21 protein-coding genes, 1 tRNA gene and 1 pseudogene are annotated in these 23,686 nt (G+C 72.2%); 11 read left to right on the top strand and 12 right to left on the bottom strand.

From position 1 onward, the window contains the following. Positions 1-164: 164 nt before the first annotated feature. Positions 165-650, top strand: a complete 486-nt coding sequence (locus IG08_RS0128185; protein WP_030608240.1) for an Lrp/AsnC family transcriptional regulator — start codon at positions 165-167, stop codon at positions 648-650. 42 nt (positions 651-692) lie between these two features. Here the strand turns inward: IG08_RS0128185 and IG08_RS0128180 are convergent, their stop codons facing one another. Both IG08_RS0128180 and IG08_RS0128175 read right to left on the bottom strand, forming a co-directional pair. Then, positions 693-1,283, bottom strand: a complete 591-nt coding sequence (locus IG08_RS0128180; protein ID WP_030608238.1) for a TetR/AcrR family transcriptional regulator — start codon at positions 1,281-1,283, stop codon at positions 693-695. Beyond that, the gene (locus IG08_RS0128175; protein WP_030608235.1) at positions 1,280-2,797 is read right to left on the bottom strand and encodes a 3-hydroxyacyl-CoA dehydrogenase; all 1,518 of its coding nucleotides are present in this window, start codon (positions 2,795-2,797) and stop codon (positions 1,280-1,282) included. Before IG08_RS0128175 ends, IG08_RS0128180 begins: the two co-directional genes overlap by 4 nt. A gap of 213 nt (positions 2,798-3,010) precedes the next feature. Between IG08_RS0128175 and paaN the strand changes: the two genes are divergently transcribed. Next, entirely contained in the window at positions 3,011-4,717 is a 1,707-nt protein-coding gene (gene paaN / locus IG08_RS0128170; RefSeq protein WP_030608232.1) for a phenylacetic acid degradation protein PaaN, read from the top strand. Positions 4,718-4,812: 95 nt separating this feature from the next. Here paaN and IG08_RS0128165 read toward each other — a convergent pair whose 3' ends face one another. From IG08_RS0128165 to IG08_RS0128155, 3 genes are read right to left on the bottom strand one after another with little or no spacing between them, the layout of a single operon-like run. Next, positions 4,813-5,562, bottom strand: coding sequence for a TrmH family RNA methyltransferase (locus tag IG08_RS0128165; protein ID WP_030608230.1), 750 nt, complete (start codon positions 5,560-5,562; stop codon positions 4,813-4,815). Continuing rightward, positions 5,559-6,797 (bottom strand): HTTM domain-containing protein, encoded by a 1,239-nt coding sequence (locus IG08_RS0128160; protein ID WP_030608227.1) that lies wholly within the window; start codon positions 6,795-6,797, stop codon positions 5,559-5,561. Before IG08_RS0128160 ends, IG08_RS0128165 begins: the two co-directional genes overlap by 4 nt. Beyond that, entirely contained in the window at positions 6,794-7,585 is a 792-nt protein-coding gene (locus IG08_RS0128155) for a DUF5819 family protein (RefSeq protein WP_030608225.1), read from the bottom strand. Before IG08_RS0128155 ends, IG08_RS0128160 begins: the two co-directional genes overlap by 4 nt. A gap of 312 nt (positions 7,586-7,897) precedes the next feature. Here IG08_RS0128155 and paaA point away from each other — a divergent pair, with 312 nt between their 5' ends. The 6 genes from paaA to IG08_RS0128125 all read left to right on the top strand — a co-directional run bounded on the left by paaA (position 7,898) and on the right by IG08_RS0128125 (position 12,764). Next, a complete protein-coding gene (gene paaA, locus IG08_RS0128150; protein WP_030608223.1) occupies positions 7,898-8,908 on the top strand; it encodes a 1,2-phenylacetyl-CoA epoxidase subunit PaaA in 1,011 nt (336 codons plus the stop codon). Beyond that, positions 8,905-9,192 (top strand): 1,2-phenylacetyl-CoA epoxidase subunit PaaB, encoded by a 288-nt coding sequence (gene paaB / locus IG08_RS0128145; protein WP_030608221.1) that lies wholly within the window; start codon positions 8,905-8,907, stop codon positions 9,190-9,192. The genes paaA and paaB overlap by 4 nt, the downstream gene beginning before the upstream one ends. Then, a complete protein-coding gene (paaC, locus tag IG08_RS0128140; RefSeq protein ID WP_030608219.1) occupies positions 9,189-9,908 on the top strand; it encodes a 1,2-phenylacetyl-CoA epoxidase subunit PaaC in 720 nt (239 codons plus the stop codon). The genes paaB and paaC overlap by 4 nt, the downstream gene beginning before the upstream one ends. Further along, positions 9,902-10,432, top strand: coding sequence for a 1,2-phenylacetyl-CoA epoxidase subunit PaaD (gene paaD / locus IG08_RS0128135; RefSeq protein ID WP_030608217.1), 531 nt, complete (start codon positions 9,902-9,904; stop codon positions 10,430-10,432). Before paaC ends, paaD begins: the two co-directional genes overlap by 7 nt. Further along, positions 10,432-11,499, top strand: coding sequence for a 2Fe-2S iron-sulfur cluster-binding protein (locus tag IG08_RS0128130; protein WP_030608215.1), 1,068 nt, complete (start codon positions 10,432-10,434; stop codon positions 11,497-11,499). The genes paaD and IG08_RS0128130 overlap by 1 nt, the downstream gene beginning before the upstream one ends. A gap of 131 nt (positions 11,500-11,630) precedes the next feature. Continuing rightward, positions 11,631-12,764, top strand: a complete 1,134-nt coding sequence (locus IG08_RS0128125; RefSeq protein ID WP_030608213.1) for an acyl-CoA dehydrogenase family protein — start codon at positions 11,631-11,633, stop codon at positions 12,762-12,764. A 15-nt stretch (positions 12,765-12,779) separates the two neighbouring features. Here the strand turns inward: IG08_RS0128125 and IG08_RS0128120 are convergent, their stop codons facing one another. The 6 genes and pseudogenes from IG08_RS0128120 to IG08_RS0128095 form a co-directional block, all read right to left on the bottom strand. After that, complete coding sequence (locus IG08_RS0128120; RefSeq protein WP_030608211.1) at positions 12,780-13,109, bottom strand: rhodanese-like domain-containing protein; 330 nt, start codon at positions 13,107-13,109, stop codon at positions 12,780-12,782. Between the two features lie 65 nt (positions 13,110-13,174). Then, positions 13,175-14,032: a J domain-containing protein gene (locus IG08_RS0128115; protein ID WP_030608210.1), complete on the bottom strand. Its 858-nt coding sequence runs from the start codon at positions 14,030-14,032 to the stop codon at positions 13,175-13,177. A gap of 350 nt (positions 14,033-14,382) precedes the next feature. After that, positions 14,383-15,831, bottom strand: a complete 1,449-nt coding sequence (locus IG08_RS0128110; protein WP_390898490.1) for a DUF2252 domain-containing protein — start codon at positions 15,829-15,831, stop codon at positions 14,383-14,385. A 111-nt stretch (positions 15,832-15,942) separates the two neighbouring features. Beyond that, positions 15,943-16,092, bottom strand: a pseudogene (locus IG08_RS60255) (phospholipase); the annotation flags it as partial. A 324-nt stretch (positions 16,093-16,416) separates the two neighbouring features. Beyond that, positions 16,417-17,085, bottom strand: coding sequence for a response regulator transcription factor (locus IG08_RS0128100; protein ID WP_052424914.1), 669 nt, complete (start codon positions 17,083-17,085; stop codon positions 16,417-16,419). Further along, positions 17,049-18,320: a sensor histidine kinase gene (locus IG08_RS0128095; RefSeq protein WP_030608204.1), complete on the bottom strand. Its 1,272-nt coding sequence runs from the start codon at positions 18,318-18,320 to the stop codon at positions 17,049-17,051. The genes IG08_RS0128100 and IG08_RS0128095 overlap by 37 nt, the downstream gene beginning before the upstream one ends. A gap of 417 nt (positions 18,321-18,737) precedes the next feature. Between IG08_RS0128095 and IG08_RS0128090 the strand changes: the two genes are divergently transcribed. From IG08_RS0128090 to IG08_RS0128080, 3 genes are all read left to right on the top strand, one after another. Then, a complete protein-coding gene (locus IG08_RS0128090) occupies positions 18,738-19,058 on the top strand; it encodes an SNARE-associated domain-containing protein (RefSeq protein ID WP_030608202.1) in 321 nt (106 codons plus the stop codon). Between the two features lie 112 nt (positions 19,059-19,170). Further along, complete coding sequence (locus IG08_RS0128085) at positions 19,171-20,004, top strand: ABC transporter ATP-binding protein (RefSeq protein ID WP_078655787.1); 834 nt, start codon at positions 19,171-19,173, stop codon at positions 20,002-20,004. Then, positions 19,998-22,493 carry an FtsX-like permease family protein gene (locus tag IG08_RS0128080; RefSeq protein ID WP_030608198.1) on the top strand — a complete coding sequence of 832 codons (2,496 nt, stop codon included), beginning with the start codon at positions 19,998-20,000 and terminating at the stop codon, positions 22,491-22,493. The genes IG08_RS0128085 and IG08_RS0128080 overlap by 7 nt, the downstream gene beginning before the upstream one ends. 869 nt (positions 22,494-23,362) lie before the next feature. Here the strand turns inward: IG08_RS0128080 and IG08_RS0128075 are convergent. Further along, positions 23,363-23,449: transfer RNA gene (locus IG08_RS0128075), tRNA-Leu, on the bottom strand. Positions 23,450-23,686 lie beyond the last annotated feature (237 nt).

Here is a 23,686-nt window from a genome sequence, read left to right as displayed (position 1 = left end):
TCCGGACGCGTCACGGATGTGAGGCGCCTCACCTACCGATTGTTCGGTCGTCGGCACATTTTGGCTACAGGCCCCCTCAGGCTGTGGACAAACGGTTCTCCACAACCTGAGATGGACGCAGTACGTCCATGGTAGGGAGGCGGGGGGACATGGCACCTGAACAAATGGCCGAGAGTCCGGACGGCAGCGGGCCCGTGCCCTCCCCCCGTCCGCTCGACGCCATCGATCAGGACATCCTGCAGATGCTCCAGACGGACGGCCGCGCGTCGATAAGGTCCGTCGCCGAACGGGTGCATGTCTCGCGCGCCAACGCCTACGCGCGTATCAACCGCCTCATCGAGGACGGCGTCATCCGGGGTTTCGGCGCCCGCGTCAACCACGAACGCGCAGGCCAGGGCACCTCGGCCTACATCACCCTGAAGATCGTCCAGAACTCCTGGCGCACGGTCCGCGAGCAGCTCCGACAGCTGCCCGGCGCGTCCCACATCGCCCTGGTGGGCGGCGACTTCGACGTCCTGCTCCTGGTGCACACACCCGACAACAAGGCGCTGCGCGAACTGGTCCTCACCCGCCTCCAGGCGATCCCCGAGGTGCTCAGCACACGCACGTTGCTGGTGTTCGAGGAGGAGGACCTGGAGCCGCAGGGCTGAACTCGCCTGGAGCCTCTCCAGCCGACCCCTCAGGCCGCCCTCTCAAGCCTCCTTGCGGAGCCCCGAGAACACCAACCGCACGACCGCGTCCGCCACTTCGCGTTCGTTCATGCCGCGCCCGTCCGGGCGGTACCACTCCACGATGGAGTTGATCATCCCGAAGACCAGCCGGGTCGCGAGCCGGACCTCCACGTCGCCGCGCACGTCCCCGTCGGCGGCCGCCGCCTTCAGCAGCTCGGCGACCTGATGGTCGAAGTCGCGGCGCCGCTCCAGGGCCCATCGCTCGGTGCCGGTGTTGCCGCGCACGCGCAGCAGCAGCGTCACGTACGGCAGTTCGGTGATCAGCACCTCGACCATGCGCCGGACGACGTGTTCCAGGCACTCGGACGCACTCCCCACGCACGCGTGCTCCTCGTCGAGGATCCCGAAGAGCCCGTCGAGCGCCCGGCTCACGGCGCGGCGCAGCAGCTCCTCCTTGCCGGACACGTGGTGGTAGATCGACGACTTGGAGATGCCGGCCGCCTTGGACAGGTGCTCCATGGAGGTGCCGTCGTAGCCGCGCTCGTTGAAGACCTGGACGGCGACGGACAGCAGGGTCTCCGGCGTGTACGTGTCGCGCTTGGCGGTGGTCATGAGGTGCTGCCCTCCCGCTTGTCGGTGGCGTACGCGTGGCGGTACAGCGCGAGGGACGGTGCATAGCGCCCCGAGGGGTCGCGCAGGTGCAGGTCGTCGAGGAGGGCGTAGGCCCAGTTGCGGCCGAGTCTGCGGCTCCACTCGAAGGGGCCGAGCGGGTAGTTGACCCCCAGGCGCATCGCGGTGTCGATGTCCTCCTCGGTGGCCACGCCCTTGGCGACGGCGTCGTGCGCGAGGTCGACGATCCGGGCGACCGTACGGGCGACGATCATGCCGGGGACGTCGCCGATGACGCTGACGTCCTTGCCGAGCGCCTGGAAGAGGCCGATGGCCTCGGAGAGGGTCTGCGAGGTGGTGTCCTGGCTGGCGGACAGGGCGATACGGGTGGCCCAGCGGTAGTCGAGCGCGAGGTCGAAGTAGACGACGTCCCGGAACTCGACCGAGGTCTGACCGTCGGCGAGCGCGAGTTGGCCGCCGCCGGGCAGCACCAGACGGGTGCCGTGGTCCTCGTCGTCGTCGCGGACCTGGATGCCCGCCTCACGGATCAGGGCGAGCAGCTCGGCGGCGGGGCCCAGGTCGCCCTCGGCGACGACGTACGCGGGCGGCTGGGCCGGCTCGGCGGTGTGCGGCTCGGAGCGATCGGCGTCGTCGGCGTAGTCGTACCAGCCCTGTCCGGTCTTGCGGCCGAGGCGGCCGGCCTCGACGAGGCGCTGCTGGGCGAGCGAGGGCGTGAAGCGCGCGTCCTGGAAGAAGGCCCGCCACACGGAGTGGGTGACCGACTCGTTGACGTCCTGGCCGATGAGGTCGGTCAGTTCGAAGGCGCCCATCTTGAAGCCGCCGGACTCGCGCAGGATCGCGTCGATGGTGGCGGGGTCGGCGCCCTGGGCCTCGTAGACCGCGAAGGCCTCGGCGTAGAAGGGCCGCGCGATGCGGTTGACGATGAAGCCGGGGGTGTCGGCGCAGGCGACCGGCGTCTTGCCCCAGGCGCGTGCCGTCTCGTACGCGCGCGTGGCCGACGTGACGTCGGTGGCGAACCCGGAGACGACCTCGATCAGGGGCAGCAGCGGGGCGGGGTTGAAGAAGTGCAGCCCCACCAGGCGGCCGGGGTTGCGCAGGGCGCCGCCGATGGCCGTCACCGACAGGGAGGAGGTGTTGGTGGCGAGCAGACAGTCCTCGCCGACGATGTCCTCCAGCTCGCGGAACAGGCCCTGCTTGGCGTCGAGGCGCTCCAGGACGGCCTCGACGACCAGGGTGCAGTCCGCGAGGTCGGCGAGGGTCTCGGCGGAAGTGAGCCGGGCGCGTGCCGCGTCCCGGTCGGCGCCGGTGAGGCGGTCCTTGACGACGAGCCGGTCCAGGCGGGCGCCGATCGCGTCGGCCGCCTCCCGCGCGCGGCCGGGGACGGCGTCGTACAGCCGTACGGGGTGGCCGGCGACCAGGGCGACCTGGGCGATGCCCTGGCCCATGGTGCCGGTGCCGACGACGGCCACGGGGCTGCTGAGGTCGATGCCTGTCATGTGCGCGATCCTCCCGCACGGGGTTTTCCACAGATGCGCCGGACCCCCTTGTCCCGACCGATCGTTCGGTTACTCTAACTCTCACTGGCCCACCCGTCACCCGCCACCACCCTGCCTGAGGCGCTTCGCGCCGCACCCCTCGATTTCCTGCCCCTATCTCTGCCCAGGTCATGAGCTCGACGAAGAGTTCTTGAGACGAGGAGTTGGTCCCGCATGGCCGCCGAACTGACCGCCCACGAGCTGATCGCCAAGCACCGGCCCACCCTCGACCAGGCGCTGGAGGCGATCCGCACCCGCGCGTACTGGTCCCCGCACCCCGAGCACCCGAAGGCCTACGGCGAGCAGGGCAGCCTGGACGCGGCGGCGGGCAAGGCCGCCTTCGACGCCCTCCTGGGCACCCGCCTCGACCTCGGCCAGCCCGGCACGGACGACTTCGTGGGCGGCGAGGTGTCGCCGTACGGCATCGAGCTGGGCGTCGAGTACCCGCACGCGGACATCGACGAGCTGCTGCCCGCCATGAAGGCCGGACAGCGCGCGTGGCGGGACGCGGGCGCGGAGACGCGCGCGGTGGTCTGTCTGGAGATCCTCAAGCGGATCAGCGACCGGACGCACGAGTTCGCGCACGCGGTCATGCACACCTCCGGCCAGGCGTTCATGATGGCGTTCCAGGCGGGCGGACCGCACGCGCAGGACCGTGGCCTGGAGGCGGTGGCGTACGCGTACGTGGAGCAGGTCCGCACCCCCGACACGGCGGAGTGGACCAAGCCCCAGGGCAAGCGCGATCCGCTGGCGCTCACCAAGCAGTTCACGCCGGTCCCGCGCGGGATCGCGCTGGTCATCGGCTGCAACACCTTCCCGACGTGGAACGGCTATCCGGGTCTGTTCGCGTCGCTCGCCACCGGCAACGCGGTCCTGGTGAAGCCCCACCCGCGCGCGGTGCTGCCGCTCGCGCTCACCGTGCAGGTCGCGCGGGAGGTCCTGAGCCAGGCCGGCTTCGACCCGAACCTGGTCGCGCTGGCCGCCGAACGCCCCGGCGAGGGCATCGCGAAGACGCTCGCCACCCGGCCCGAGATCCGGATCATCGACTACACGGGCTCCACGGCGTTCGGCGACTGGCTGGAGGCCAACGCCCGCCAGGCGCAGGTCTACACGGAGAAGGCCGGCGTCAACACGGTGCTCGTGGAGTCGGCCGGCACCTACAAGGGGATGCTCTCCAACCTGGCGTTCTCGCTGTCCCTGTACAGCGGCCAGATGTGCACCACCCCACAGAACCTGCTCATCCCCCGGGACGGCATCCGCACCGACGAGGGACCCAAGACCTTCGACGAGGTCGTCGCCGACCTCGCCCGCTCGGTCGACGGACTCCTCGGCGACGACGCGCGCGCGAACGCCCTGCTCGGCGCGATCGTCAACCCGGACGTGAAGGCGCGTCTGGAGGCCGCGGCCGGCCTGGGCGAAGTCGCCCTCGCCTCCCGGGAGATCGGCAACCCGGAGTTCCCGGACGCGGTCGTGCGCACGCCCGTGATCGTGAAGCTGGACGGGGCGCGGAAATATTGGGAGGGGGCGGACGACGAGGCCGCGTACATGAGCGAGTGCTTCGGGCCCGTCTCCTTCGCCGTGGCGGTGGACTCGGCATCCGACGCGGTGGAGTTGCTGCGCCGGACGATCCGCGAGAAGGGTGCGATGACCGTCGGGGCGTACACGACCGACGAGGAGGTCGAGCAGGCCGTGCAGGAGGTGTGCCTGGAGGAGGCGGCCCAGCTGTCGCTGAACCTCACCGGTGGGGTGTACGTCAACCAGACCGCCGCGTTCTCCGACTTCCACGGGTCGGGGGGTAACCCGGCGGCGAACGCTGCGCTGTGCGACGGGGCGTTCGTGGCGAACCGGTTCCGGGTTGTTGAGGTTCGTCGGGAGGCCTAAGAGCTCGGGGGTGCGGGTCGCTGCGCGGCTGCGGGCCCGATTGTGGCTGGTCGCGCCCACGCGGCGGAGCCGCAAATCGATCCAGCCCAGCGCCCCTAAAGGGGCGCTGCAGTGCCCATGCTCCAGTGGTACAGGGTCATCCCCACACTCGTCGCCAGGTTGTAGCTGGAGACCTGCCGACGCATCGGCAGGGACAGCAAATGGTCGGTCCGCGCGCGGAGTTCGGCGGACAGGCCGCTCCGCTCCGAGCCGAACGCGAGGACGGCGTCGTCCGGGAGCTTCACTCCCCGGATGTCGTCGCCCTCCGGGTCGAGCGCGAACACCGGCCCGGGCGGCAGCTCGGCGACGGTCAGCCGCTCCACGGCGGTCGCGAAGTGCAGCCCCGCCCCGCCGCGCACCACCGTGGGATGCCAGGGGTCGAGCGTCCCGGTCGTGACCACGCCGGTCGCCCCGAAGCCGGCGGCCAGGCGGATCACGGCCCCCGCGTTGCCGAGGTTGCGCGGGTCGTCGAGGACCACGACAGGGGTGGGCCGGGGCGTGCGCGCGAGCTTCTCCAGGTTGGCGGCGCGGGAGGGCCGTACGGCAAGGGCGACCACCGCGGTGGGGTGCGGGCGCGGGACAAGGGCCTGGTACGTCGACTCCGGTACCTCCGTCAGGAGCGCGTCCAGGGTGTCCCGTACGTCCGGAGCCAGCTCGTCGGCCAGGGCGAGCGTGGCCACCCGGTCGACGGCGACCGCCACCGGGACCTCGGCCCCGAAGCGCACGGCGTGCTTGAGGGCGTGGAAGCCGTCGAGCAGGACGCCGGTGCCCTCGAGTCGGTGCCAGGCGCGCAGGGGGTCGGTCATGCCGTGAAGCCTACGTGCGTGTGCTCGGGGTTCTCCGGGTCGCCGGGGCTCTCAGAGGTCCTGCGGGCACGCTGCCCGGGCAACGTCGTACGGCCCCTGCCCGCCACCAGCCGGTCACGCGCGCGTGCCGCCCGGTCGCCCAGGCGGCACAGGAACGACGTCGGCAGGAAGACCGCGTCGGCGGCGATCATCGCCAGCGAGAAGAACGGCAGCCCGAGGACGACCGCGATCACCGCGTGCTCGGTGATCATGGCCGCCAGCAGGATGTTCTTGACCCGCCGGTTGAACAGCGTGAACGGGAAGGCGACCTGGACGGCGACCGTGCCGTACGTCACCAGCAGCACCATGACGCTGCTGGCCGACAGCAGGTCGGCGAGGGCGGGCCAGGGCGAGAAGTAGTCGAGGTGGAGGGGGTAGTAGACGGCCGTGCCGTCCTGCCAGCGCGAGCCCTGGATCTTGTACCAGCCGGCCGTCGCGTAGATCAGACAGGCCTCGGCCATGATCACGAGCAGGGCGCCGTTGTGGACGATGTTGGCGACGACGTCGAGCAGGATCCGCGGCTCGGCGCCCCGGACGAAGCGTCCGACGGCCCACCACAGGGCCTGCGCCAGCCACACGCCCCACAGCAGCACGGGCACGACCAGGTCGCCGTCGAGCCGCCCCAGCACCGTCACGGTGACCAGAACCAGCCCGAGCACGGTCCACAGGGCCGGGCCGACCCGGTCCCGGACGTGCTCCCCACGCGCGCGTGCCGCACTCGTCCGCCGGGCCCGCCGCTCGTCCAGCGACCACACCTGGCCGCAGCGTGTGAACACGAGGTAGATGCACATCAGGTGCAGGACGTTGTCGCCGCCGTCGCCCATGAAGATGCTGCGGTTCTGCAGCGAGAGCACGCCGACCATGAACAGCACGGACATCGTGCGGGTGCGCCAGCCGAGCAGCAACAGGAGGCTCGCCAGTGCGGCGAGCACGTAGAGGGTCTCGAACCAGAAGCGGCCGTCCGACCACATCAGGGCCGAGAAGGCGCCGTTGGTCGAGATCAGCTGATCGGCGAGGTCCCAGCTCCACGGGCCGTCCGGTCCGTACAGCTCCTGGCGGTGCGGGAACTCGCGCAGCAGGAACAGCAGCCAGGTCGCGCTGAAGCCGATGCGGATCACTGCGGTCTGGTAGGGGCCGAGGGCCGACTCGGTGACGCGGGCGATGGCGGTCGACAGGGACAGGGCGAAGCGGTTCACCGCGCACTCCCCTCCGTGTTGTCGTCCGCACTGTCCGCCGGGACCGTCCACCAGGACAGCTCGCGGTACACGGGCTGGTCCGAGACCTGCTCCTGGCTCCACTTCGGCGGCCGGACGTTGGTGGTACGGGAGCGGACCTGGACGCGCTGAACGGAGCCGCCCTCTCCGGCCGCGTCCTCACGCTCCAGGCGGAGCACCACGATGCGGCGCAGATACGTCTCGGACAGGGAGCCGCGCAGGCCCATCGGACGGTTGTCGCCGTCGTGCGTTGCGATGAAGAAGTCCCAGGACCGGCGCAGCTCGTTCTGCTGGGTGTGGCTGGGCAGCAGATTGCCGTCGATGGCCTTGCCGTCCTCGGCGGACAGGTCGTACCAGCCGGTCTCCTGGCTGCCGCCGTCCGCGGTGCGGATCTCGGCGCGGGCCTGGACCGAGATGTTCTGCTGCAGCGGGTTGGGGGCGAAGAGCTTCCAGTTCTGCTCGAACTCCGGGTAGATCCATTCGTCGATCGCCTTGCCGTGCTGCTTCGTCACCGTGTTCGACGGCGCGACGTGCAGGAGCACCATGCCCATGTGGACACAGACGGCTACCGCGACGACCGCGAGGGCCAGGGCGGCACCGATCTGATAGCGGAGCGAGAGGGCGGCGACACCGGTTCGGGGTTCGGGATACGGGCCGGGGAGGGTCGCCGGCATGCCGGCGGAGGGCTCGGCCGGCTCGGGGGCACCGCCCGGCTCGCTCGGCCCGTCCGGCCGCTGCCGGGCCTCCGAGCCTGCGTCGTACGCGTCCATTCCGCCCCGTTTCCCGATTCCTGTCCTCTTCCGGCCGCCCGGCCGCAGGGCGCCCCAGCACCCACATGCGCCACTCCACGGCACTCGAACGGGAACGGTACTCAGGCCCGCCCGCCCCGCACAGCCCCGCCGGGCCGACCTCGCCGTGGTCCTCCCCACTCCCCTCCGGTTCCGTCCGGTTGTCCACAGGGGACGCCCGCAGGTTATCCACAGCGGTTGACACCTTACGGCGCCCGTCACACCATGGAATCGCACGAACCGAACGATCGGTCGGGAGCAGATTCCGGCAGGGCCCAGGTCGAGGGGGACCTCATGGCGACAGCAGCCGCGCACCAGACGACCCGTACACAGGCGTACGGCGCCCAGGACACCGCCGTCGACACCGTCGCGTACGAGCGGCGCTTCGACGCCGCGGTGGCCGCCGACGAGCGCATCGAGCCGCGCGACTGGATGCCCGACGCCTACCGCGCGACCCTCGTCCGGCAGATCGCCCAGCACGCCCACTCCGAGATCATCGGTATGCAGCCGGAGGCGAACTGGATCACGCGCGCACCCTCACTGCGCCGCAAGGCCATCCTGATGGCCAAGGTCCAGGACGAGGCCGGCCACGGCCTCTACCTCTACAGCGCGGCCGAGACCCTCGGCACCGGCCGCGACGAACTGCTCGACAAGCTGCACAGCGGCCGCCAGAAGTACTCCTCGATCTTCAACTACCCGACCCTGACCTGGGCGGACGTCGGCGCGATCGGCTGGCTGGTGGACGGCGCCGCGATCACCAACCAGGTGCCCCTGTGCCGCTGCTCCTACGGCCCGTACGCACGCGCGATGGTCCGCATCTGCAAGGAGGAGTCCTTCCACCAGCGCCAGGGGTACGAACTGCTGCTGGCCCTCAGCCGCGGCACCCCCGAGCAGCACGCGATGGCGCAGGACGCGGTGGACCGCTGGTGGTGGCCGTCCCTGATGATGTTCGGCCCGCCCGACGACGAGTCCGCGCACTCCGCGCAGTCGATGGCGTGGAAGATCAAGCGCCATTCCAACGACGAGCTGCGCCAGCGCTTCGTCGACATCTGTGTCCCGCAGGCCGAGTCGCTGGGCCTCGCCCTCCCCGACCCGGACCTGAGGTGGAACGAGGAGCGCGGGCAGCACGACTTCGGCCCGATCGACTGGACGGAGTTCCGGGAGGTCCTCAAGGGCAACGGCCCCTGCAACGAACAGCGGATAACGCAGCGCAGGCGCGCGCACGACGAGGGCGCCTGGGTGCGGGAGGCGGCCGCGGCCTACGCGGACAAGCACACCGGCGAGACGGGAGCAACACGCGCATGACGAACACCGACTGGCCTCTGTGGGAGGTCTTCGTACGCTCCCGCCGCGGCCTCTCCCACACCCACGCCGGCAGCCTGCACGCACCGGACGCGGAGCTCGCCCTGCGCAACGCCCGTGATCTGTACACCCGGCGCGGCGAAGGCGTCTCGATCTGGGTCGTCCCCTCGTCCTCGATCACGGCGTCCTCGCCCGACGAGAAGGACCCGTTCTTCGAACCGTCCGCCGACAAGCCGTACCGGCACCCGACGTTCTACGAGATCCCGGAGGGGGTGAAGCACCTGTGACCACCACCGTGTCCACGACCGCTGCCCTCGCCCTCGGCGACGACGCCCTGGTGCTCTCGCACCGCCTCGGGGAGTGGGCCGGCCACGCCCCCGTCCTGGAGGAGGAGGTCGCCCTCGCCAACATCGCGCTGGACCTGCTGGGCCAGGCCCGGGTGCTGCTGTCGTTGGTCGGCGACGAGGACGAGCTGGCCTACCTGCGCGAGGAACGCGCCTTCCGCAACGTCCAGTTGGTCGAGCAGCCGAACGGCGACTTCGCCCACACCATCCTCCGCCAGCTGTACTTCTCCACCTACCAGCACCTGCTCTACGCCGAACTGGCCGCGGGCGACGGCCCCTTCGCGCCGCTCGCCGCGAAGGCCGTCAAGGAGGTCGCCTACCACCGTGACCACGCCGAGCAGTGGACCGTGCGGCTCGGCGACGGTACGGACGAGAGCCATGAGCGCGCCCAGCGGGCGTGCGAGGCGCTGTGGAGGTTCACCGGCGAGATGTTCCGGCCGGTGGAGGGGCTCGACGTCGACGGAGCCGCCCTGGAGGCGGCGTGGCTGGAGTCCGTCGAGGGCATGCTGCGCCGGGCCACCCTGACCGTCCCCGAAGGTCCGCGCTCCGGGGCGTGGAGGGCCGGGGCAGGCCGGCAGGGCCTGCACACCGAGCCCTTCGGGCGGATGCTCGCCGAGATGCAGCACCTCCACCGCAGTCACCCGGGGGCGTCATGGTGACGACCACCCCGCTGGAGGCGGAACTCCTCGCGCTCGCCGGTTCGGTGCCCGACCCCGAACTGCCCGTGCTCACGCTGCGGGAGCTGGGCGTGGTGCGCGCGGTGCACATGAGAGGTGCGGACTCGGTCGAGGTCGAGCTGACCCCGACGTACACCGGCTGCCCGGCCGTCGAGTCGATGTCCGTGGACATCGAGCGGGTGCTCCAGGAGCACGGGATGCGGGAGGTCACCGTCCGCAGGGTGCTCGCTCCCGCCTGGTCGACGGACGACATCACCGACGAAGGGCGGCGCAAATTGCGGGAGTTCGGCATCGCGCCGCCGCGCGCGGGGCGGACCGCCGGACCGGTCGCCCTCCAGCTGGGGCCGACCCGGGCCGCCCTCGCCCCGGAGACCGACCCCATCCGGTGCCCGCACTGCGGGTCCGCCGACACCGAGCTGCTCAGCCGGTTCTCCTCGACGGCGTGCAAGGCGCTGCGGCGGTGCCTCGCGTGCCGTGAACCGTTCGACCACTTCAAGGAGTTGTGATGGCCCGCTTCCACCCGCTCCCGGTGGCCGCGGTCGACCGGCTCACCGACGACTCCGTGGCCCTCACCTTCACCGTGCCGCCCGAGCTCCGCGAGGAGTACCGGCACGCCGCGGGCCAGCATCTCGCCCTGCGCCGCACGGCCGACGGCCAGGAGATCCGGCGGACGTACTCGATCTGCTCCCCGGCACCGGCCCCGGCCGGCGACGGGCCCCGCACGCTGCGGGTCGGGGTGCGACTGGTGGACGGCGGGGCCTTCTCGGCGTACGCGCTCAAGGAGATCAACGCCGGTGACGAGCTGGAGGTGATGACACCGGCGGGACGCTTCAGCCTGGACCCCGCGCCCGGGCTCTACGCGGCGATCGTCGGCGGCAGCGGCATCACCCCGGTGCTGTCGATCGCGGCGACGCTGCTGGCGCGCGAGCCGGAGGCCCGGTTCTGTCTGATACGCAGCGACCGGACGTCCGCCTCGACGATGTTCCTCGAGGAGGTCGCCGATCTGAAGGACCGTTGGCCGGAGCGGTTCCAGCTGGTCACGGTGCTGTCCCGGGAGGAGCAGCAGGCGGGGCTGCCGTCCGGACGGCTCGACCGGGAGCGGCTCACCGGGCTGTTGCCGGCGCTGTTGCCGGTGGAGCGGGTGGCGGGGTGGTTCCTGTGCGGGCCGTTCGGGCTGGTGCAGGGGGCGGAACGGGCCTTGCGGGAGCTCGGGGTCGCGCGTACCCGCATCCATGAGGAGATCTTCCATGTGGACCCCGTCGCCCCCACCGCGACCGCGACCGCGCCTGCTCCCGCGCACAGCACGGTGACCGCCCGGCTGGACGGCCGCGGCGGGAGCTGGCCCGTCCAGGACGGCGAGTCCCTTCTGGAGACAGTGCTGCGCAACCGACCCGACGCGCCCTACGCCTGCAAGGGCGGGGTGTGCGGGACGTGCCGGGCCTTCCTGGTCTCCGGCGAGGTGCGCATGGACCGCAACTTCGCGCTGGAGCCGGAGGAGACGGAGTCGGGGTATGTGCTGGCGTGCCAGTCGCATCCCGTGACCGAGAAGGTGGAGTTGGACTTCGACAGGTAGACCTTCGACAGGTAGGTATTCGACACGTAGGTATTCGACACGTAGGCATCGGCAGCCCGTTCCCTTCTTCTAGAACCTGTTCTATCTTGACGGACCGTCAGATCAGCTGAGCCGTCGGGAGGACCGGGACCGTGGACTTCACCTTCACCGAGGAGCAGCAGGCGGCGGCCGAGGCGGCGCGCGGCGTGTTCGCCGACGTCGCGCCGGACGCGGTGCCCAGCCCGGCGCTCACCACAGGCGCCGTCGCCGACGACTTCGACCGTGCGCTGTGGGCCAGGCTCGCCGACGCGGACCTGCTGAGCCTGCTGCTGGACCCGGAGTACGGCGGGGCCGGCCTGGACGCCATCGCGCTGTGCCTGGTGCTGCGGGAGTCGGCGAAGGTGCTGGCGCGGGTGCCGTTGCTGGAGAGCAGCGCGGCCATGTCGGCCGTACAGGCCTACGGCGGTGAGGAGTTGAGGTCAGGTCTGCTGGCCGGGGCCGGGCGCGGGGAGGTCGTGCTGACCGTCGCCGCGAACGGCCGTACCGGTCACGACCCGGCCGAACTCGCCGTCACCGCTCGGCAGGAGGGCGCCGACTGGGTCCTGGACGGGGTGCAGACGGCGGTGCCGTGGGCGTACAACGCCGACTTCGTCGTCGTACCGGCGCGGACGGCCGCCGATCGGACCGTCCTCGCGCTGGTCCCCCGGGTGGGTGAAGGGGTCGTGCTCGGGGAGCAGTTCTCCACCAGCGGGGAGCGGCTGGGCGAGCTGCGGCTGGAGTCCGCGCGGATCGCGGATCGGGACGTGATCGACACCGAGGGCGCGTGGGAGTGGTTGCGGGATCTGCTGACCACGGGGACGTGTGCGCTGGCGCTCGGGCTGGGCGAGCGGGTGCTGCGGATGAGCAGCGAGTACACGAGCAAGCGGGAGCAGTTCGGGTTCCCGGTCGCCACCTTCCAGGCCGTCGCCGTGCAGGCCGCCGACCGGTACATCGACCTGCGCGCGATGGAGGTCACGCTGTGGCAGGCCGCGTGGCGGATCGGTTCGGGGGCGCAGGGTGCGCTGCCCGCGGCCGGGGACGTCGCCGTGGCCAAGATCTGGGCCTCGGAGGGCGTGCGGCGGGTCGTGCAGACGGCACAGCATCTGCACGGCGGGTTCGGTGCCGACGTCGACTATCCCCTGCACCGGTACCACGCCTGGGCCAAGTACCTGGAACTGTCGCTCGGCCCGGCGGCGGCACACGAGGAGGCGTTGGGGGACCTGCTGGCGGCCCATCCCCTGGGCTGAGCGGCCGGGAGGGGGCTAGAGAACGAAGCCCGGCTGTCCGTCGTCGGTCACCACGGGGCGGCCGACCTCCGCCCACAGCTGCATGCCGCCGTCGACGTTCACGGCGTCGATGCCCTGCTGGGCGAGGTACATCGTGACCTGGGCCGAGCGGCCACCGGAGCGGCAGATCACGTGGACCCGCCCGTCCTGCGGTGCCGCCTCGGTCAGCTCGCCGTACCGGGCGACGAACTCACTGATGGGAATGTGCAGCGCCCCTTCGGCGTGACCCGCCTGCCACTCGTCGTCCTCGCGGACGTCCAGCAGGAAGTCGCTGTCCTTGAGGTCCGTGACCTCGACCGTGGGCACACCAGCTCCAAAAGACATGTGTCCGACGCTACCCGACGCCGGCGCGGACCGGACACGGCCATGGGTCACTCCTGCCCGAGCAGCTCCGCCAGCTCCGACTCGCGCTCGGAAACCTGCGCCAGCAGCTGCTCGGCGATCTCCTCCAGGAGGCGGTCCGGGTCGTCCGGGGCCAGCCGGAGCATCCCGCCGATCGCGCTCTCCTCCAGCTCCCGCGCGACCACCGAGAGCAGTTCCTTGCGCTGGGCGAGCCATTCGAGGCGGGCGTAGAGCTCCTCGGCGGGGGTGGGGCCCTGTTCCTTGGGCACGGGGCCCGCGGCCCACTCCTCGGCCAGTTCCCGCAGCAGCGTCTCGTCGCCGCGGGAGTAGGCGGCGTTGACCCGGGTGATGAACTCCTCGCGCCGTGCCCGCTCCCCGTCCTCCTGCGCCAGGTCGGGGTGGGCCTTGCGGGCCAGCTCGCGGTAGAGCTTGCGGGCCTCGTCGCTGGGGCGCACCCGCTGCGGGGGCTGCACCGGCTGGTCGGTGAGCATCGCCTCGGCCTCCGGGAACAGCCCCTCCCCGTCCATCCAGCCGTGGAACAGCTCCTCGACGCCGGGCATGGGCAGCACCCGGGCCCGTGCCTCGTCCGCCTTGCGCCGGTCCTCGGGGTCGCCGGTGCGGGCGGCCCGGGCCTCCGCTATCTGGGCGTCCAGTTCGTCGAGCCGCGCGTACACCGGGCCGAGCCTCTGGTGGTGGAGCCGGGAGAAGTTGTCCACCTCGATGCGGAAGGTCTCCACCGCGATCTCGTACTCGATCAGCGCCTGCTCGGCGGCGCGCACGGCCCGCTCCAGCCGCTCTTCGGGCCGGGGCACACCGGCGCCCTCGGGCGTCACCTGCTCCTCACCGGCGGCACCCCCACCCTGCTGCTCAGCTTCCGGGGTCGTCATCCGAACAGCGTAGGCCACGGCGCCGGTGCCCTCTGCTCACGCCGAGGAGCAGACACCGACCGGCACGTCGGCAGCGGCTTCCGGCAGAGCGACGCGGTGTCCCACTCGATGCCCCGCTTTCCGCAGGCCAGGCTCTGCTCCGGGATGCCCTCGGGCGGACGGATGGCCTCTCAGCATCAGACGGGCGGATCGGCCTCGCACCTCGTGCGGGGCGCGGGGTGCGGGACGCGGGCAAGGCCTGCGGGGCGCGGGGTGCAGGCAAGGCCTTCAGGCCGCGTACCGCATTCCTGCCCCCGTGCGTGCCGCGCCGGGGCTCCGGCCGCCCCGGCCACGCGAGGCACCGCCCGTCCTCACACCCCCAGCTCCGCCGCGACCCTCCCCACCCGTACCGCCGCCACCAGGTCCGCGTGGTCCGCTTCGGTGCGGTCGGCGTAAGCCACGGCGAAGGCCGCCATCGCCTCGTCGAGTTCCTCGCTCTTGCCGCAGTAGCCGGCGATCACGCGGGGGTCCGCGCTGTGGGCGTGGGCGCGGGCCAGAAGGGCGCCGGTCATGCGGCCGTAGTCGTCGATCTGGTCGGCGGAGAGGGCCGCGGGGTCGACGCTGCCCTTGCGGTTGCGGAACTGACGGACCTGGTAGGGACGGCCCTCGACCGTCGTCCAGCCCAGCAGGATGTCGCTGACGACCTGCATGCGCTTCTGGCCCAGCACGACCCGGCGGCCCTCGTGGTCGACGGGCGGCGCCTCGAAGCCGGCGGTCACCAGGTGCGGCACCAGGGCGGAGGCCCGCGCCTCCTTCACCTGCAGGACCAGCGGCTCGCCGCGGTGGTCCAGCAGGAGGACGACATAGGAGCGGGTGCCGACGCTGCCCGTGCCGACCACGCGGAACGCCACGTCGTGCACCGCGTGCCGGGCCAGCAGCGGGAGGCGGTCCTCGGAGAGCGTGGTCACGTACTCCTCCAGGGACGCGGCCACTGCTGCCGCCTCTGCGTCGGGAACGCGCCGCAGTACGGGCGAGGCGTCCACGAAGCGGCGGCCGCCGTCCTCGGTCGGCTCCGTCGACTTCGCCGCGAAACGCCCGCTGGTGTTGGCCCGCGCCTTCTCCGAGACCCGCTCCAGGGTGCCGATCAGGTCATGGGCGTCGGTGTGGGAGACCAGCTCCTCGTCCGCGATGGCGTTCCACGCGTCCAGGACCGGGAGCCTGGCGAGCAGCCGCATGGTGCGGCGGTACGCCCCCACCGCGCCGTGCGCCGCCGCCCGGCAGGTGTCCTCGTCGGCGCCGGCCTCCCGGCCCGCGAGGACCAGCGAGGCGACGAGCCGCTTGAGGTCCCACTCCCAGGGGCCGTGGACCGTCTCGTCGAAGTCGTTCAGGTCGATGACCAGGCCGCCGCGGGCGTCGCCGTACAGGCCGAAGTTCGCCGCGTGCGCGTCGCCGCAGATCTGGGCGCGGATCCTGGTCATGGGGGTGCGGGCCAGGTCGTGCGCCATGAGGCCCGCCGCGCCGCGCAGGAAGGCGAACGGCGTGGCCGCCATCCTGCCGATCCGGATCGGCTTGAGCCCGGGTATGCGGCCGTGGCTCGACGCCTCGACCGCGCTCACCGCGTCGGGGCGGGAGGCGTCGAGGTCGAGCGTGGCGTGCGCGCTGCGCGGGACGCCGTCGCGCAGGGCCTTGCCCTCCTGCTTGGGCGAGCCCGCGGCGGACCGCTCGGCGAAGCCGGGCACCCTGGGCAGCCGCCGCACCGGCCCGGTGTCCGAAACCGTCCCCCGCACCCCGGTCTCCACACTCACACCGCTCTCGGTCACTGCGACCGCCTCCCCGCGCCATTCCGCACCTCGGCCCGACCGTCGGCCCGAACATCAACTTGTGCCGACCGTACAGCCGGTGGCCGAAACGCGTCAGACCCTGTGGACAACTCAGCCCAGCTTGTCCACAGCCTGGTAGTACGTCCACACCGTCGCGTTGCACGAGGCCTTCTTCAGGCCCGAGCAGGTCGCGCGGACGCGCTGGAGGCCGGCGTGGAACGCGGTGTCCAGGCGGGCCTTGTTGGCGTCGAACGTGCCGGTCTGGGTCCAGCTGGTGAGCACGGCGAGCGCAGCGGTGAACAGGAGGCAGGGAGCAGGGGGCGGCGAGCAGCGAGACGGTGAGGCGACGGCGCACGGGCCTTACCTCCCGGCACAGGTGCCCCGGAAGGATTCACCGGGGCACGGGGCGCCCGGCGGGAGTCGCCGGGCGCGGCCCACAGTTCACGTCGGCGCTAAGCCGTACGCATGCCACACCTATATCGGGAGATGCTTCCCGGCCAACGGGCCACCGGCCACCGGCCACCGGCCACCGGGCCACCGGGCCACCGGGCCACCGGGCCACGAAGCCCCCCGGCCCCCACCCCCTCACGCCCGCAAATACGCCAACACCGCCAGCACCCGCCGGTGCGTCTCGTCCGCCGGCGGCAGGTCCAGCTTCGTCAGGATCCCCCCGATGTGCTTGCCGACCGCCGCCTCGGAGACGACGAGTTCACGGGCGATCGCCCCGTTGGACCTGCCCTGCGCGATCAGTGCGAGGACCTCCCGCTCGCGCGGGGTGAGCCGCTCCAGCGGGTCCCGGCGGCGGCGCAGCAGCTGTCGTACGACCTCGGGGTCCACGACCGTGCCGCCGCCCGCGACCTCGCACAGCGCGTCGACGAACTCCTCGACCTGCCCGACCCGGTCCTTGAGGAGGTAGCCGACGCCGGTGCCGTCGCCGGAGTCGAGGAGTTCGGAGGCGTACGCCCGCTGCACGTACTGACTGAGGACCAGCACCGGCAGGCCGGGACGGGTCTCGCGGAGGCGGACCGCGGCGTGCAGGCCCTCGTCCTGGAAACCGGGCGGCATACGGACGTCGGTGACGACGATGTCGGGGGTGTGCTCCTCGGCGGCGGCGATCAGCGCCTCGGCGTCGCCGACGGCCGCGACGACCTCGTGGCCGCAGCGGCCGAGCAGGCCGATGAGGCCCTCGCGCAGCAGCACGCTGTCCTCGGCCAGTACTACGCGGAGCGATCGGCCGCCTCGGTCAACTCGCAAGGAAACTCCACACGCAGCAGGGTCGGTCCGCCCGGCGGACTGGACAGGGCGAGTTTGCCATCCAGGACCGACACCCGGTCCGCGAGTCCGGTCAGTCCGCTGCCCGCCGAGGCGTCGGCGCCGCCGCGGCCGTCGTCCCGCACCTCGAGCAGCAGCCGTCCGCCCGCGTGCCCGCCCCGCACCTCGGCGCGCTGTGCGCCGCTGTGCTTGGCGATGTTGGCGAGGGCCTCGCAGACGACGAAGTACGCGGCCGCCTCCACCGCCTGCTCCAGCCGCCCCGGCACCGCCAGTTCGACGTCGACCGGGACCACGGACCGGTCCGCGGCGTCGGCGACGGCGGCGGTCAGGCCGTAGTCCGCGAGGACCTTGGGGTGGATGCCGTGGATGAGCTCGCGCAGCTCCGCGAGCGCCTTGCCCGCCTCGTCGTGGGCCTTGGCGAGCTGATCGGCGAGCGGTCCGGGCGGGACGTCGAGGCGGGCCAGGCCCAGCGTCATCGTCAGGGCGACCAGGCGCTGTTGGGCACCGTCGTGCAGGTCGCGCTCGATGCGCCGGCGTTCCGCCTCGAAGGCGTCCACCAACCGCACGCGGGAACGGCTCAGTTCGACGACCCTGGCGCCGAGTTCGGCGTCCCGGTCGGCGATCAGCAGGCGGGTCAGTTCGGCGCGGGCGCCGGCCGCGACGCCGAGGACATAGGCGCCGAGGGCCAGCAGCAGCAGCCCGAGGACGGCGACCCCGAACGCCGTCGGCCAGGTGGTGACCGTCCACTGCTTGAGCACCTTCGTCTCCTCGCCCCCGCCGACGGTGGCCATGAGCAGCGGAGTGGCGGCCATGGACACCGGGAAGAGCAGGGCGACGGTGACCACGAGGGCGTCGGCCGGCCAGAGCAGGCCGGCGAACAGCAGGGCGTACCCGAGTTCGCGCCAGGTCGCCTGCTCCCGCAGCCGGGTCATGAGCCAGACCCACAGGCCCTCGGTGGCGGGCAGCCGCTGCGGGTCGGGGGCCGGGTCCAGGTCGACCAGCCGCAGCCTGCGCCGCTCCACCCGGGCGACCGGGAGGCCGGCCAGCGCGAGGACGACGAGCAGCGGCAGCCCCACGAGCACGATGGCCAGGGCGCCGCCGACCGCGGCCAGCGTCACGATCCCCACCAGGGCGAGGACACCGCAGACCACACCGGTCAGCAGATAGCCGACCGAGCGCCACGGCCACGCCGACAGCAGGAAGCCCGGCCGGGACATGGCCTGCCACACATTCCGAGGGTGCATGGGGATCACGGTAGAAGGGCGGCGGGGGGCGGGGCCATGGGTCCAGGGGGCGGACGGAGGGTAGGGCCGGCCATACCCCCGGGGGCGCGCGGGCCACGATCCGGCCAGGTGGGAGGCGGGGTACGGGCCGGTGGGCGGGGTGCCGCCGAGTCGGCCGTACGACGGTCCCGGCCGCCCTACGACGGGTCACGGGCGCCTCACCGGGTGAAGCCCAACTCCACTGTCGTAACTCCACTGTCGTACGGCCCGGTTGGCCGGTCCAGGCAGGCTGAGACGAGCCCCGTGGGTATGCCTGGCCCTACCCCGAGTCTCGGTTCTGCCGCACTGCGTCCGAGTGGCTCCGCACGGTTTCGTGGAGGCATCGAGAAGACGAGAGAGGCGGCACCCCGGATGACGGCTTGGCCGGCGGAGCAGATGGCAGCGCACGGCGGCACCGGCATTCTCGCCGCGGTGCTGCTGACGGCATTGACCGGCGTGCTGCTGCTGACCGCATCGACCGGCGCGGTGCTGCTGACCGCATCGACCGGCGCGGCCCTGGGCAACCTGGCCGGCTACGCCGTCGGCCGGTACCGGAAGTCCCGGATCCTGACCCCGCCGCAGGCCCGGGCGGGCGGGCGCAGGTACACCGAGCGGGCCCTCGGTCCGATCGAACGGCGGGGCGCGGGCGCGGTGTTCGTCGGCTACGTCATCGGGCCCACCGGGCCCGGGTGACAGACCCCGCACAGCCCGATGCCCGATGCCCAAACCCCCGAACCCTCGATGCCCCGATGCCCTGTCCCGCCCAGGTGCGCGGGAGGACAGACACCGAACGAAGTGGGGACACATGAACAACGACGCCATCCAGTTGCGTTCCGTCAGCAGGAGGTACGGGTCGGACGACAGCGCCGTGACGGCGCTCGACCAGGTCTCCCTCTCCTTCCCGCGCGGCACCTTCACCGCCGTCATGGGCCCCTCCGGCTCCGGCAAGTCGACCCTGCTGCAGTGTGCCGCGGGCCTGGACCGCCCCACCTCGGGCTCGGTCGCGGTGGGCGGCACCGAGCTGACCAGGCTCAGCGAGACCAAGCTGACCCTGCTGCGCCGGGAGCGCATCGGGTTCGTCTTCCAGGCGTTCAACCTGCTGCCGTCGCTGACCGCCGAGCAGAACGTCTCCCTGCCGCTGCGCCTGGCCGGCCGGCGCGTCCCGAAGGCCCAGGTCCGTGAGGTGCTCCGGCAGGTCGGGCTCGGCGACCGTGCCCGGCACCGGCCGACGGAGATGTCCGGCGGGCAGCAGCAGCGCGTCGCCCTGGCCCGCGCCCTGGTCACCCGCCCCGAGGTCCTCTTCGGCGACGAGCCGACCGGTGCCCTGGACTCGCAGACCAGCCGTGAGGTGCTAACCCTGCTGCGCGGCATGGTCGACCGTGAGGGCCAGACGATCATCATGGTCACCCACGACCCGGTGGCCGCCTCCTACGCCGACCGCGTCGTCTTCCTCGTCGACGGCCGCGTCAACGGCGAGCTGGCCGGGGCCGGCGCCGACGACATCGCCGCCCGCATGACCAAGCTGGAGGCTGCGGTACCGCCCGCCTCGGAATCGGCCCTCCTGACCGCCCCGGCAGCCCCCCTCCTGACCACCTCGGACTCCGCCCTCCTGAGCAACTCGGAGGCCACCCCGTGCTGAGCATCACCCTTCGTACCCTGCGCACCCGCTGGGTCACCTTCGTCGGCAGCTTCGTCGCGCTCTCGCTGGGCGTCGCCCTGCTCGTCGTGATGGGGCTGGCCCTCGCCTCCTCGCTGGACGCGCCCGAGCGGCAGCCGGAGCGCTTCGCCGCGGCGCCGGTCGTCGTCCGCGGGCAGGACACCCTGTCCGTGCCGACCCCGATCGGCGACCGCACCCACAAGCTCGCCCACCCGCGCGCGGTGCCCGCGCAGACCGTGGCGAAGCTGAAGGAGCTCGGCACCGTCGTCGCGGACCGGTCCTTCGCCGTACGCGCCGAGGGCGGGCCCGGCGACCTGGTGGGCCACCCCTGGTCCACGGCCGCGTTCACGCCGTACGAGATCACGGCCGGACGAGCGCCCGGAGCGGCCACCGAAGTCGTCACCGGCGACTGGGCCCGGACCGGTCAGCAGGTGCGCACCGACCACGGCACCGTGACGGTCGTCGGCACCGTCGGCACCGCCGCCCCGCGCGGCTTCGAGGACGCCGTCTTCTACACCGACGCGCGGGCGGCCGAACTCTCGCCGGTGAGCACGCAGCTGGTGGTGGTGGACGCGGATGCCACGGCGGTCAGAAGCGCGGTGGGCGACACCGCCCAGGTGCTCACCGGCACCGAGCGCCGCCTCGCGGACGCCGACCCGGACCGCGACAGCGAAGCGCTCACCGCGATGAACGCCATGTTCGGCACCGCCGGCGGGGTCACCGCCTTCGTGTCGGTGTTCGTGGTGGCGTCCACCTTCGCCTTCGCGGTCGCCCAGCGGCGCCGGGAGTTCGGTCTGCTGCGCACCGCGGGGGCCACGCCGGGCCAGATCCGGCGGATGGTGTGCGCGGAGGCGCTGCTGGTCGGCGTGCTCGCCTCGGCGGCCGGCTGCGTGCTCGGCGCGTACGGCGCCCCGCGGCTCGCCGAGTGGGTGGTCGACGGGGAGCTGGCGCCGAGCTGGTTCACCATCGGGGACTTCACCTGGCCGTACCACATGGCCTTCTGGACCGGACTGCTCGTCGCGCTGCTCGGGGTGATCGCCGCGTCCTGGCGGGCCGGCCGCACCGGTCCCACCCAGGCGCTGCGCGAGGCGTCCGTGGACACCAAGGCGATGACGTGGGGCCGCCGACTGTTCGGGGCGGGCCTGCTGCTGACCGCCGCGGTGACGCTGGGCCTGACCCTGGTGACCGACCCGGGCGAGCTGCTGCACCGCAAGACCTATGTCAGCCGCCCGATGCTGCTGATCACCGCGATCGCGCTGCTCGCGCCGGTCCTGGTGCGCCCGCTGACCCGGCTGATCGCCTGGCTGCCGGCCCAACTGCCGGGCGCGGGCGGGATGCTGGTGCGCGAGAACGCGGCCGCGGGCATCCGTCGTACGGCTGCCATCGCGGCGCCCGTCCTCGTGACGGTCGCCCTCACGGGCTCGCTGCTGGGCGCCACCGCCACGCTGAACGAGGCCAAGGCCACCGAGACGCGCGAGCAGACCGCCGCCGCCTTCGTCGTCACCCCGGCCGGGGACGCGGGCTTCGACGCGGCGACGGTGGAGAAGCTGCGCGCGGTGCAGGGTGCCGAGGTGTCGGCGACCTCGTCGAGCGCCGTCTACGTCCTGGAGGAGGGCGTGGCCCTCATCAAGTCCGAGGCCCGCGCCGCCGAGGCCGGCCCGCTCGCCGAGACCGTCCGTCTGCCGCTGGCCGCCGGGAAGGTGAGCGACCTCGACGACGGGTCGGTCATCGTCAACGAGGAGTGGGAGAAGCACACCGTCGGACAGACCGTGGACGTCTGGCTCGGCGACGGCACGAAGAAGTCGCTGCGGATCGCCGCGGTCATGACCACCGGCACCGGCGACAACGGCGTCTACGTCACCCCGGCCAACGCCCCCGGCGCGAGCGTCGACCGCGTGGACGTCGCCCTCGCCGACGGCGCCGACTCCGCGGCGGTGGCCGCCGGACTGCGGAACGCGGTGAGCGCGTCCGGCGGGGAGATCTTCACCAAGTCCCAGTGGGTACAGTCCAGTTACCCCGAGACCAACCGGACCGCCCTCCCCCACTCCCGGCTTCGCTCGAGCGGAGGGACCCCCATCGGCTTCCTGCTGGTCCTCGGCATCGCCCTGCTCTACACCGGCATCTCCCTGGCCAACACCATGGTCATGGCGACCTGCGACCGGGTCCGCGACCTGGCCGTGCTGCGGCTGGCCGGGGCCACCCAGGGGCAGGTGCTGCGGCTGGTCGGCGCCGAGGCGCTGATGGTCGTCGCGGTCGGCGGGGTGCTCGGGCTCCTGGTCGCCGGGCTCAACCTGTTGGGCATGTGGGGCGCGCTCGGCTTGCTGTCGGTGTGGAGCCCGGTGGAGATGCCGTGGGCGGAGCTCGGCGCGGCCGTCGGTGCCTGTGCGGTGCTCGCCGTGGTCTCCTCCGTCGCCCCGGCCGGCCTCGCCATGCGGCGCCGGCCGGTGGAACTGGCCGGCCTGCGGGAGTGACCCCCTGACCGGCGCCCGTCGGCACCTCCTCCGTCCCGGCCGACGCCGCGCACATGTGTCTACGGCCCCATGCCCACAGCCGTACGGCGCCCGGCTTCGGTTCAGCCGGAGGTCGGCCCGTCAGACCGCCGGGTCGTACACCTCCGCCCTCGTGACCGCGATCTTCCGCGGGCAGGTGAACGCTGTCGAGACGGACACCGCGCATCGCCACGCCCCGTACGGCAAGGTCCTCGCACCGCTGTGTGAGCTCCTCGATACGGGAACGTATCCGCCTCGGCCAATTCCTTCCGCTGCTCCAGGAGTTCGTTTTTTCCCGACGCGTCACGAGCGCCTGCGGAGCGACTTCGGGACTCACCGCCCGAAGATTTTCCGGAGCGCCTCAGGAAGGTTTCACACGGGCGCGAACTCCTCGTCGGAACCCGGCACCGCGTGGTGAACCGGGAGGGGGACCTGCCATCCCCAGCTGGGCCGACCCCGTCCACGCCGGCCGTCGCGACGGGCTCCGAGCCCCGGATCGGGTCCTACGCGGCGACCGAAAACGCTCATTAAGTAATTCCCTCTCGGAAATCAGAAACAGAAATTCATCCCGCTTCGCCGACCGGTTCTCCCTGCCCGACCGACAACTGAATTCCTGCCGAGCATTTCCGCTCCCCACCACGGAAATGCAATGCAGGGAGCCACACCGGCAGGGTGCCGACACCCGCCCACAGGGACCGGACAGGGTGCAGCACGATGCCACCGCCGCCCCGCCCGCCCCCGCCGGTGACCGGGCTCACGTGAGAAAGAGCTCACACCCGGCGCCCCACCTGCCCGCGGGCACAACAAAGCGAGACGGCCGCCATCGTGTTCACGATGACGACCGTCTCGTATGGTGCGCGAGGGGGGAGTTGAACCCCCACGCCCTTGCGGGCACTGGAACCTGAATCCAGCGCGTCTGCCTATTCCGCCACCCGCGCATTGGGTGTGTCCTGGGCTCCGTTCCGCGTGGTCCGGGGCCTTCCGACACCGAGAACATTAGCACGCCGGAGAGGGTGGATTCACATCCCTTATCCCTGGGCAGCCGCCCACCAGCGGGTTCGTCAGCTCCCGCCGGCGACCGACCAACCCGGGGCGCCCTCGGCTACGTATCAACGTGTAACGGTTCACGTATCAACCTCGTACCGGTAGCCCCCGTCTCCCCCGGAGCAGGTCGG

The organism is Streptomyces fulvoviolaceus (assembly GCF_000718165.1).
Classification (GTDB): Bacteria; Actinomycetota; Actinomycetes; order Streptomycetales; family Streptomycetaceae; genus Streptomyces; species Streptomyces fulvoviolaceus.
Note: the sequence above shows the minus strand (reverse complement) of the source record. Positions and strands in the feature narration are given on the sequence as shown.

What these genes read in the sequence shown, in the direction of transcription:
- IG08_RS0128185 (WP_030608240.1), top strand. Translation starts at nt 165, where the DNA reads ATGGCCGAGAGTCCGGACGGCAGCGGGCCCGTGCCCTCCCCCCGTCCG.
- IG08_RS0128180 (WP_030608238.1), bottom strand. Translation starts at nt 1,283, where the DNA reads ATGACCACCGCCAAGCGCGACACGTACACGCCGGAGACCCTGCTGTCC.
- IG08_RS0128175 (WP_030608235.1), bottom strand. Translation starts at nt 2,797, where the DNA reads ATGACAGGCATCGACCTCAGCAGCCCCGTGGCCGTCGTCGGCACCGGC.
- paaN (WP_030608232.1), top strand. Translation starts at nt 3,011, where the DNA reads ATGGCCGCCGAACTGACCGCCCACGAGCTGATCGCCAAGCACCGGCCC.
- IG08_RS0128165 (WP_030608230.1), bottom strand. Translation starts at nt 5,562, where the DNA reads ATGACCGACCCCCTGCGCGCCTGGCACCGACTCGAGGGCACCGGCGTC.
- IG08_RS0128155 (WP_030608225.1), bottom strand. Translation starts at nt 7,585, where the DNA reads ATGGACGCGTACGACGCAGGCTCGGAGGCCCGGCAGCGGCCGGACGGG.
- paaA (WP_030608223.1), top strand. Translation starts at nt 7,898, where the DNA reads ATGGCGACAGCAGCCGCGCACCAGACGACCCGTACACAGGCGTACGGC.
- paaB (WP_030608221.1), top strand. Translation starts at nt 8,905, where the DNA reads ATGACGAACACCGACTGGCCTCTGTGGGAGGTCTTCGTACGCTCCCGC.
- paaD (WP_030608217.1), top strand. Translation starts at nt 9,902, where the DNA reads ATGGTGACGACCACCCCGCTGGAGGCGGAACTCCTCGCGCTCGCCGGT.
- IG08_RS0128130 (WP_030608215.1), top strand. Translation starts at nt 10,432, where the DNA reads ATGGCCCGCTTCCACCCGCTCCCGGTGGCCGCGGTCGACCGGCTCACC.
- IG08_RS0128115 (WP_030608210.1), bottom strand. Translation starts at nt 14,032, where the DNA reads ATGACGACCCCGGAAGCTGAGCAGCAGGGTGGGGGTGCCGCCGGTGAG.
- IG08_RS0128095 (WP_030608204.1), bottom strand. Translation starts at nt 18,320, where the DNA reads ATGTCCCGGCCGGGCTTCCTGCTGTCGGCGTGGCCGTGGCGCTCGGTC.
- IG08_RS0128090 (WP_030608202.1), top strand. Translation starts at nt 18,738, where the DNA reads ATGACGGCTTGGCCGGCGGAGCAGATGGCAGCGCACGGCGGCACCGGC.
- IG08_RS0128085 (WP_078655787.1), top strand. Translation starts at nt 19,171, where the DNA reads ATGAACAACGACGCCATCCAGTTGCGTTCCGTCAGCAGGAGGTACGGG.